Genomic DNA, 8,335 nt, shown 5'->3' with positions numbered 1-8,335 from the left:
GGCCTTGACTACGTAGCCCCCGTAGGGCTTTTGCTTCTAGGTGGAGTTGTATTGATCAACACATCGAGAAAGAAATAAGCCCTAGCCAATTAGATGCCGGCCAAGCCGCTAAGGACCTAATGAAACCAAAAGTGTCCAGAATAGTTTTACTGGCCCCCCTTGCCGTCTTTCTCTTGCTGATCTCAATACTGGTTCCAACATCGGTTACCTCTCCTGAAAACCCAAGCAATCCACGAGTGGTGTTTTTGATTGACCACGGCACGCACTCGAGCCTGGCAATTGAAACTTCTTCAGGGCAAATGATTCGCTACTCCTACGGCGACCTTCGGTACTACGCCAAGCGCGATACCAGTTTGGCAAGCGGAGCTGCCGCTTTACTTTGGCCAACTCCCGCAACTTTAGGCCGAGGTGAACTACGTGGTCCGATCTCGGAAGAAAGTCTTCGCGACCAGTTAGTGGTCGTTGTTGAGAGGATCTATCGGCTTGAGGTTCGAGGGGACAAAGCCAATCAGCTAATTGCCGCCCTCGATGGAATTTTCCTGGAGGGTTTGAGGGAACATGTTTCAGTACCGGCGTATGGACTTATCTTTGCTCCCCACCCGACTGATTATTTTCTAACCAGCAACTCTTCCACCATGGTTGGCCAATGGCTTAGGGAACTTGAAGCTGAAGTTTTTGGCTGGTCCCTGATCTCTTCCTGGAGTAGTAATTGAGTCTTCGCAAACTAAAGCTCTTAGAGTCCGACCAATTCCTTGCTTTTTTGCCATAGAGCTTCGACGAGGGCATCGTCTTTGACCTGAGGGTTCACTTTTTGGCTCAGGGTGCGCTCGTCGTAGTAAGCACCAACTTCCCAATCAACACCTGGAGTTCCCTCGATTAGCCAGGCGAGAGTCCCGCCGCCAATTTCTGAGCTGATCAGGCCCCACCTTTTGAGCGGTGTTTGATAAAACAGCCTCATGAAGCTCGTCGAATCTGAGGCAAAGTTTGTTGCAACGGCTCCCGGGTGAAAAGACACCGTGGAAATGCCCTGACTTCCATAGCGGGATTGGATGCCCCGTGCGTGCAGGATGTTGGCAAGTTTCGCGTCGCCGTAGGCCTTATTCGCAGAAAACTTTTTGTCGTTATCCAGGTCATCGAGGTCAATCTTTGCAAAAATTCGATTTGCCACGCTCGAGGTATTGATTACAACTCCCCTGTCTTTGGCAGCAAGCAAGTTCTCCATAAGTAGCTCGGTTAGTAGAAACTGAGCCAGGTGATTAATTTGAAAAGTCTTTTCGTAGCCATCTACTGTTTTAGTTCTATCGCCAAAAATTCCCCCGGCGTTGTTGGCCAAAACATCAAGCCCCGCACCCGAGAGTTCTTCCTTGACCTCTTGGGCCAGTTTTCTGACCTCGGATAATTTAGAAAAATCAGAAACGAAGGCTTTGGCACCTAATTCCTTGGCGATTGCCTCGGTTTTGTCTTTAGATCTTCCGGCAAGCAGCAGTCGGTGTCCACGGGTGGCAAGTTGCCTAGCAGCCGCAGCACCGATGCCATCTGAGGCGCCGGTTATCAAGATTGTTTTCATAATTGGGAGTCTACCTTTTGAAAAAAAGACGGCCGCCCCGCTAGGGACGGCCGTCAGAAGGCTTAAGTTTTAGAGAACTACAAGTACAAAGCTAATAAGTAGTGCGGCACTCAAAACCACCATTAGGCCCTGGGTTCCAACTAGGTAGCGATCGCTCTTCGCGATGGTTTTTGCGGTTGCTCCAAGTTTTTTGAGCTTTGAAATCTCAACAACAAGGGCTCTTGCCTCACGGATGATTGCGAACTGGGTCAGTACGCTAAGTGCTCCAACGCTGGCAAGGAAGATTACGGCGAAGGCCTGCGCCTCCATGGATGCTGATTCAACGTTTCCAAGCAGTGCCAGGGCAGCCAATACGGCTAGGGCAACAACTGAGCTGAACTGGGCTTTGGTGAGCTGGGCACGCTTTAGGTTCCAGAGCTCAACTAGATCTTTTTCTGACATTTGGAGCCTCTCCTTGTGTGTTCTCTGTGCCCAAGATTAGGGCCCTGGACAACACGTCTTATAGTGCTCAATCTACGTCAGCTGAAGAAAAAATCTCTTTTTAGCCCCTTAGAAAGCTTGAAAACCAAGGGAAATTGCCTTGATGTTAACAATTGCTTAACGTCGCCTTGTGGCTTTGGGCTTTGCCTACTCAGAGCTTAGGCTGATAAATAACGGCGTAGGTCTTCGAAAGGACAACAAATGAAGCCAAAAACTAAACTGGGCAGACAGCTCCAAACCTTCAACAGATTTGCTGGAGTTACCCATCTTTTGCAGGCGGCGGTGCTGTTCTTTATTCTCAACGACGAGACCAAGATTCCAGTCATCACCCGCTTTTTTACCGAAACCCCGGAAGGTATTCGCCCACTCACTGAAACCCTATTTGAATTTCCGGTTGCCCTGATTGCACCTATTTTCTTGCTGCTATCGGCCATCGCCCACCTGTTTGTTTCCTCACCGGGATACATCCGCCGCTACGAAGAGAACATTAAAAACGGAATTAACCCAGCTCGCTGGTGGGAATACGCCATCAGCTCATCGCTGATGCTGGTTGTTTTGATGATGCTCGGTGGTTTGATCGAGATCGCAACAATCGTGTTTATCTTCACCCTGAACTTCGTGATGAACATGATGGGTCTGATGATGGAGATGCACAACCAGCTAACAAAGAAGACCAGCTGGTTCTCCTTCAACGTTGGAGTTCTGGCCGGAATCGTACCCTGGATCATGGGGAGCATCTATTTCATAGTTTCTACCAACAACATTGCGGACGCTATTCCGGTCTACGCCCAGTTCGGCTTCCTACTGACCTTTATCTTCTTCAACACCTTCGCCATCAACATGTACCTCCAGTACAAAAAGATTGGCAAGTGGAAGGTATACGCCTTCGGAGAAAAGGCTTACATTGTTCTCAGCCTGACATCCAAGTCAGTACTTGGCTGGGTCATAGTGCTTGGAACGATGAATATCTAGTTCTCTAGTCGGCCTTACGAGGTTTTTTACTTGAATTGTTTCTTACCCCTGGTTGTCTCTCCGCTACGCGTGTCATAAAGATAGCCAGCACCAGAGCAACAACTATGCCGCCGTTGACCAACAGCTCGATGATTCCGCGCTCGAAGGCTTCTGGGGTTTTGCCAATGGAAAGAGTTAGGGAAGATCCAACCGACAGGATGTGTCGAACGGATGCGATTACGCCAATCACCAGGAATCGACTCAACTGGTAGAAACCGGTATTAAACCTGGCGATTACGGTGCGAGCGATTTCTAGGATGATCACCACAAACAAGATGTCGTTGATGGCCTGAAGCATACCGTTTGGATAAAACGGGACAGTGTTTAAAAGTCTCACAACTGTGAAGATAACTGCCCCGAGGGCAACCAGGAACAAAAGGGCGGTTAGAGCTACGTGAAAGACATCTTCAACTACGTCCAGCACCTTGGTTTGAATAATCGAGGGCTCTGCCTCGAAGGGCTCAGAACTACCCGCCATTACGTCTTGTTTTTTAGCCATACCCAAGTTTGTCGCACTTTATGCTTTCGCCAGACACCTTCGAGCAAGGCGTGTCTAATAAAGTGGCTCGGTTGCTAGCTAATGCCCTTTGGGGTGCCAAACAGTCTTTACTTCCATAAAGGCCAAGATCTGCTGCAAAGACCCCTTGGATTCAGACCTTGAGAAAGCCGCTGGCCGAACCACTCGCTTTAGGGTGTCGGCAGCAAGCATTTCTAGATCCACTGGATCAGAAGTTCCCTCCAGATCAACTGCGTTAACGTCCTGGTGTGAGGCAAGCCAGGGAGCTAAGTCTTTTTCTTTACCGGTTAGAACATTTACTACCCCACCCGGCAAATCACTTGTTGCCAATACTTCTGTCAGCGTGATGGCCGAAAGCGGGAGTGCTTCGCTGGCAACTACGACAACTGAGTTTCCGGTTGCGATAATCGGAGCGATTGTGTTCACAAGTCCAACCAGGCTGCTTTTTTGCGGTGCGAAAGCTGCGACAACTCCGGTTGGCTGGTTGGTGGAGATATTGAAAAATGGCCCCGCCACCGGGTTCATCGAACCTGCTACCGAATCAACTTTGTCCGACCAGCCGGCGTGCCAGACCCAGGAGTCAATCGAGTCATCAACTTCCCTGTTGGCTTGCTTTTCGGTTGCGCCGGTTAGCTCGCGAATTTCGGCAACGAACTGCTCGCGTCTTCCCTCGAGCATCTCGGCAATTCGGTAAAGAACCTGACCGCGGTTATATGCGGTAGCGCCTTCCCAACCGGGCTGGGCAGCTCTTGCCGCAACAACGGCGTCTCTGGCATCTTTTCTAGATGCCAAAACCACGTTGGCAACAAACTCGCCCTTTGGATTTGTTAGTTCGTAGGTGTGACCGGATTCGCTTCTGGGGAATTTTCCACCGATAAAGAGCTTGTAGGTTTTCTTCACATCAAGACGCATTAGTTATCTCCCTTCAGGTAGGCAAGCAATCCGTGCCTGCCTCCCTCGCGGCCGTAGCCAGATTCTTTGAAGCCACCAAACGGGCTAGCTGGATCAAACTGATTAAAGGTGTTGGCCCAAATCACACCGGCATCCAACTGATCGGCAACTTTAAGGATTCTGGAACCCTTCTCGGTCCAGATTCCAGCGCTTAGACCAAATGGGGTGTTATTGGCCTTGACTACCGCCTCGGCCGGGGTTCTAAAGGTAAGTACCGACAGCACTGGACCAAAGATCTCCTCGCGGGCCACGGTATTTGTGGCGGCAACACCGGTGATAACCGTCGGTGCATACCAGAAGCCCTTCTTCGGCATAGCGCAGTTCGGCGCCCAGGCCTCGCCGCCCTCTTTGACACCGAGTTTGACCAGTTTGGTTATTTTCTCGAGCTGGGCTTTGGAGTTGATGGCTCCGATGTCGGTGTTTTTATCCAGTGGGTCGCCAAGCTTAAGAGTTTCCATGCGGCGCTTGAGCTTTTTCAGCAGCTCATCCTGAATGGATTCTTGAACCAGCAATCTAGACCCCGCGCAGCAGACGTGCCCCTGGTTAAAGAAGATGCCGTTGATGATGCCTTCGACCGCTTGATCTAGCGGCGCATCGTCAAAGACTATGTTGGCGGCCTTGCCGCCAAGCTCCAAAGTGACTTTCTTGTTGGTTCCAGCAACCTGCTTGGCAATTTTTCTTCCAACAACGGTTGAACCGGTGAAGGCAACCTTGTTGACATCCTTGTGAGCAATCAAATCTGCTCCGGTGGCTCCAAAGCCGGTGATGATGTTCACAACACCATCTGGCAAACCTGCCTGCTGACAAATCTCGGCAAACATCAAAGCGGTCAGCGGAGTTGTTTCGGCAGGTTTTAGAACCACCGTGTTTCCAGCAGCAAGGGCAGGAGCAATTTTCCAAGCCAGCATCATCAGCGGGAAATTCCATGGAATCACCTGAGCTGCAACGCCGTGAGCTTTCGGGTTTTGACCAAATCCTGCGTAGTCGAGCTTGTCGGCCCAACCGGCGTAGTAGAAAAACCAAGCCGAAACCAGGGGAATGTCGGCGTCCCTGGTTTCCTTAATTGGCTTGCCGTTATTTAGAGTTTCTGCAATCGCTAGCTCGCGAGCGCGCTCTTGAATGATCCTTGCGATTCGGTAGAGGTACTTTCCTCGCTCGGCACCGGAGAGCTTGGACCAAACCTTTTCGTAGGCGTGTCTTGCTGCCTTGACGGCCAGATCTACTTCCTTAGTACCTGCGGTTGAGATCTCAGCTAGGACCTCCTCGGTGGATGGGGAGATAGTTTGGTAGGTGTTTGAAGGCTTAGTGAACTTGCCTCCGATGAAGTGGCCGTAGCTACTTTGGAAGGTAATAAGTGCCCTTGATTCCGGGGCGGGTGCGTATTCGAACATCTTTTTTTACCTCTTAGTCCACGGTCACGTAGTCGGGACCGGAGTAGTTTCCGGTCTTTAGTTTTTGCCTTTGCATCAAAACATCATTTAGCAAGCTTGAGGCTCCAAATCTAAACAAATCTGGGGTGAGCCAGCTCTCCCCCGCTACTTCCTTGACTACCACCAGGTACTTGATGGCATCCTTAGCGGTTCGAATACCCCCTGCTGGCTTTACACCTATTAGTACACCAGTCCGGTCGTACCAGTCCCGAACTGCCTGAAGCATCAAAAGGGTAATAGGTAGGGTGGCGTTTACCGTGACCTTGCCAGTTGAGGTCTTTATGAAATCCCCACCGGCCAGCATGGCAAGATAGCTAGCCCTTCGGATATTGTCATAGGTTTGCAGCTCTCCTGTTTCCAATATCACCTTGAGGTGAGCTTTAGTTCCATCGGCTCTGGTGCAGGCATTTTTGACAGCCTGAATCTGCTTATAGACCTCCAGATAATTGCCCGAAAGAAAAGCTCCTCGGTCAATCACCATATCGATTTCATCAGCACCGGCCTTGACAGCATCTTTGGTATCTCGCAGCTTTACCGCAACCGATGCTCTTCCGGATGGAAAAGCTGTTGCTACAGAGGCAACATAGATTCCGGAATTGCCAAGAGTTTGCTTGGCAACTAAAACCATATCGCCATAGACACAAATTGCAGCCGGTCTTGGGCAATCAGGATCGGTTGGGTCGGGGGTAAGAGCTTTTAGGCAAAGTGAGCGCACCCGATCAGGGGTATCCATTCCCTCGAGGGTGGTTAGATCCATCATCTTGATGGCGGCATCTAGTGCCCAGGCCTTAGAAGTTGTTTTGATTGATCTGGTTCCAAGACTTGCTGCTCGAGATTCCAAACCGACCTTGTCGACCCCCGGAAGAGAGTGCAGCCAACGCCTGAGGCTTAAGTTGGTGATCTTGGCACCAACTATTGCAACCGGTTCGTTCTTGGGCAACTTTTTTTACTCCTTGGAAGTCTTAGTTGAGTCTAAAGCAAAGCTTGAAATCGGGCCTAAGAGCCTTGTTCTTACTCGCGCCAACAAGAGATAAGGTCCCAAAATGAAGAAAATTCTGCTGATTCTTGGGTCTGTTGCAACTTCAAACTGCGCTATTTGCGCAGTGAGATGATCAGTAGCTTGCCCGAATCGGTAGTAGCCACAACCTGGGTGGCCGATAGAACTTCCAAGTCGCGGATTGTCTGTCCCACTGCCACAATTTCCTGATCGGTCACGGCCAAATTACGGTCAAGCTTTATAAGCACCAGAGACTGCTTCGCTAGGGTTCCCATCATCAATTGATTGCTCCACTGACCCCAACCTTCTTTAGGTAGTTGAACAAGCTCAGTTGGTGCAATTGATGGCGTCCATTGGGTCAGCGGCTCAATGAAACCAGCGTGAGTACCGGTTTTGGTGGGGCGAACATAATCTCCAAACCCGTAGGGCTGGCCGTATGTGACAAAGGGCCAACCGTAGTCCCCGCCTTGACGGATTCGGTTCAGCTCGTCGCCTCCTCTTGGGCCATGCTCGGATGCAAGCAGATGCATATTGTCGTAGAGAACAATTCCCTGAGCGTTTCGGTGTCCCTGGGAGACTTTGACTGCACCGCTAGAGCTCACCTTAAAAATGGAACCCAGGTCACCTCTTTTATCTCGTTTTCCAATTTGTCGATAACCCAAATCTCCGATGGTGACATAGGCGCTATTTGCGTCGATCACAGCAAATCTTCCAGAAGTGTGCTGAACGGCAGAAATTGACACGCAGGGTTTAGTCACAAACCAGGTCCTCGCTCGGGTGGCTCGTTTGGTGATGAGATTTAGGTTAACTTGATCAATGACAATCTCGACACAGTTTCTAGAGGTCCCTAAACGTGGATAGGAAACCAGCAACTTTGCATTCCGGCTGGTTTGGGACAAAACTGCGATGTCGTTGATGGCAAACCTGGAATCCACAAGTCTGCGATTATTTGGCAAGATGCTGGCAACTCTTGTGAGTTTCTTACCCGGGATCTCATAGAGAAAGATCTGACCGCCGGTTCTGCCTCCGCCAAGAATTAACGTTCCGTCTTGCAATACCGCAAGAGCCGGGCCTCGCTGGTTGCCACCCTTTGTGGCGGCCTTCGAGATGGATTCGCTTCTGATCTCGAATTCCGGAGCGGCGGCACTTACTGGGCCCGCGGGGAGAATTAGTAGAGCCGAGAGAAGCCCAAGTAGTAGTTTGACCATCATAATTTCATGCTACAACGGACCATTAGCAACAAATTCGTGATAAATTTGTCTGCCCAGTTATGATGATTCTCAGGCAAGCATTTGGGAATTTGGAGAGCAGAAGAACATGAAAAACCTATTGAAAGACTTTGACTGGGGAGCTCTACAAGCACTTATCGCCGTGGTTGCTCT

Annotated in this window: 9 protein-coding genes; 2 read left to right on the top strand and 7 right to left on the bottom strand. The window is 50.3% G+C overall.

Features of this window, described 5'->3' with window-relative positions:
* The first annotated feature begins 119 nt into the window (after positions 1–119).
* The gene (locus WAO31_RS02985; RefSeq protein WP_509590079.1) at positions 120–713 is read left to right on the top strand and encodes a hypothetical protein; all 594 of its coding nucleotides are present in this window, start codon (positions 120–122) and stop codon (positions 711–713) included.
* A gap of 20 nt (positions 714–733) precedes the next feature.
* Here the strand turns inward: WAO31_RS02985 and WAO31_RS02980 are convergent, their stop codons facing one another.
* Both WAO31_RS02980 and WAO31_RS02975 read right to left on the bottom strand, forming a co-directional pair.
* A complete protein-coding gene (locus WAO31_RS02980; protein WP_509590077.1) occupies positions 734–1,567 on the bottom strand; it encodes an SDR family NAD(P)-dependent oxidoreductase in 834 nt (277 codons plus the stop codon).
* 69 nt (positions 1,568–1,636) lie between these two features.
* A complete protein-coding gene (locus WAO31_RS02975; RefSeq protein ID WP_509590074.1) occupies positions 1,637–2,008 on the bottom strand; it encodes a hypothetical protein in 372 nt (123 codons plus the stop codon).
* 240 nt (positions 2,009–2,248) lie between these two features.
* Between WAO31_RS02975 and heR the strand changes: the two genes are divergently transcribed.
* Positions 2,249–3,019, top strand: coding sequence for a heliorhodopsin HeR (gene heR / locus WAO31_RS02970; RefSeq protein ID WP_509590072.1), 771 nt, complete (start codon positions 2,249–2,251; stop codon positions 3,017–3,019).
* Positions 3,020–3,023: 4 nt separating this feature from the next.
* Here the strand turns inward: heR and WAO31_RS02965 are convergent, their stop codons facing one another.
* The 5 genes from WAO31_RS02965 to WAO31_RS02945 form a co-directional block, all read right to left on the bottom strand.
* Complete coding sequence (locus tag WAO31_RS02965; RefSeq protein ID WP_509590070.1) at positions 3,024–3,557, bottom strand: phosphate-starvation-inducible PsiE family protein; 534 nt, start codon at positions 3,555–3,557, stop codon at positions 3,024–3,026.
* Between the two features lie 78 nt (positions 3,558–3,635).
* Positions 3,636–4,487 carry an aldehyde dehydrogenase family protein gene (locus WAO31_RS02960; protein WP_509590068.1) on the bottom strand — a complete coding sequence of 284 codons (852 nt, stop codon included), beginning with the start codon at positions 4,485–4,487 and terminating at the stop codon, positions 3,636–3,638.
* Positions 4,487–5,917: an aldehyde dehydrogenase family protein gene (locus WAO31_RS02955; protein WP_509590066.1), complete on the bottom strand. Its 1,431-nt coding sequence runs from the start codon at positions 5,915–5,917 to the stop codon at positions 4,487–4,489. Before WAO31_RS02955 ends, WAO31_RS02960 begins: the two co-directional genes overlap by 1 nt.
* Positions 5,918–5,930: 13 nt before the next feature.
* The gene (gene deoC, locus WAO31_RS02950) at positions 5,931–6,896 is read right to left on the bottom strand and encodes a deoxyribose-phosphate aldolase (protein WP_509590064.1); all 966 of its coding nucleotides are present in this window, start codon (positions 6,894–6,896) and stop codon (positions 5,931–5,933) included.
* Positions 6,897–7,048: 152 nt separating this feature from the next.
* Positions 7,049–8,164 (bottom strand): PQQ-dependent sugar dehydrogenase, encoded by a 1,116-nt coding sequence (locus WAO31_RS02945; RefSeq protein ID WP_509590061.1) that lies wholly within the window; start codon positions 8,162–8,164, stop codon positions 7,049–7,051.
* Between the last annotated feature and the right edge of the window lie 171 nt (positions 8,165–8,335).

It is taken from the genome of Rhodoluna sp. (assembly GCF_049276775.1).
Taxonomy (GTDB): domain Bacteria; phylum Actinomycetota; class Actinomycetes; order Actinomycetales; family Microbacteriaceae; genus Rhodoluna.
Note: the sequence above shows the minus strand (reverse complement) of the source record. Positions and strands in the feature narration are given on the sequence as shown.

Excerpts from the sequence above, each read along its gene's own strand:
- WAO31_RS02985 (WP_509590079.1), top strand. The coding sequence starts at position 120 with ATGAAACCAAAAGTGTCCAGAATAGTTTTACTGGCCCCCCTTGCCGTC.
- WAO31_RS02980 (WP_509590077.1), bottom strand. The coding sequence starts at position 1,567 with ATGAAAACAATCTTGATAACCGGCGCCTCAGATGGCATCGGTGCTGCG.
- WAO31_RS02975 (WP_509590074.1), bottom strand. The coding sequence starts at position 2,008 with ATGTCAGAAAAAGATCTAGTTGAGCTCTGGAACCTAAAGCGTGCCCAG.
- heR (WP_509590072.1), top strand. The coding sequence starts at position 2,249 with ATGAAGCCAAAAACTAAACTGGGCAGACAGCTCCAAACCTTCAACAGA.
- WAO31_RS02965 (WP_509590070.1), bottom strand. The coding sequence starts at position 3,557 with ATGGCTAAAAAACAAGACGTAATGGCGGGTAGTTCTGAGCCCTTCGAG.
- WAO31_RS02960 (WP_509590068.1), bottom strand. The coding sequence starts at position 4,487 with ATGCGTCTTGATGTGAAGAAAACCTACAAGCTCTTTATCGGTGGAAAA.
- WAO31_RS02955 (WP_509590066.1), bottom strand. The coding sequence starts at position 5,917 with ATGTTCGAATACGCACCCGCCCCGGAATCAAGGGCACTTATTACCTTC.
- WAO31_RS02945 (WP_509590061.1), bottom strand. The coding sequence starts at position 8,164 with ATGATGGTCAAACTACTACTTGGGCTTCTCTCGGCTCTACTAATTCTC.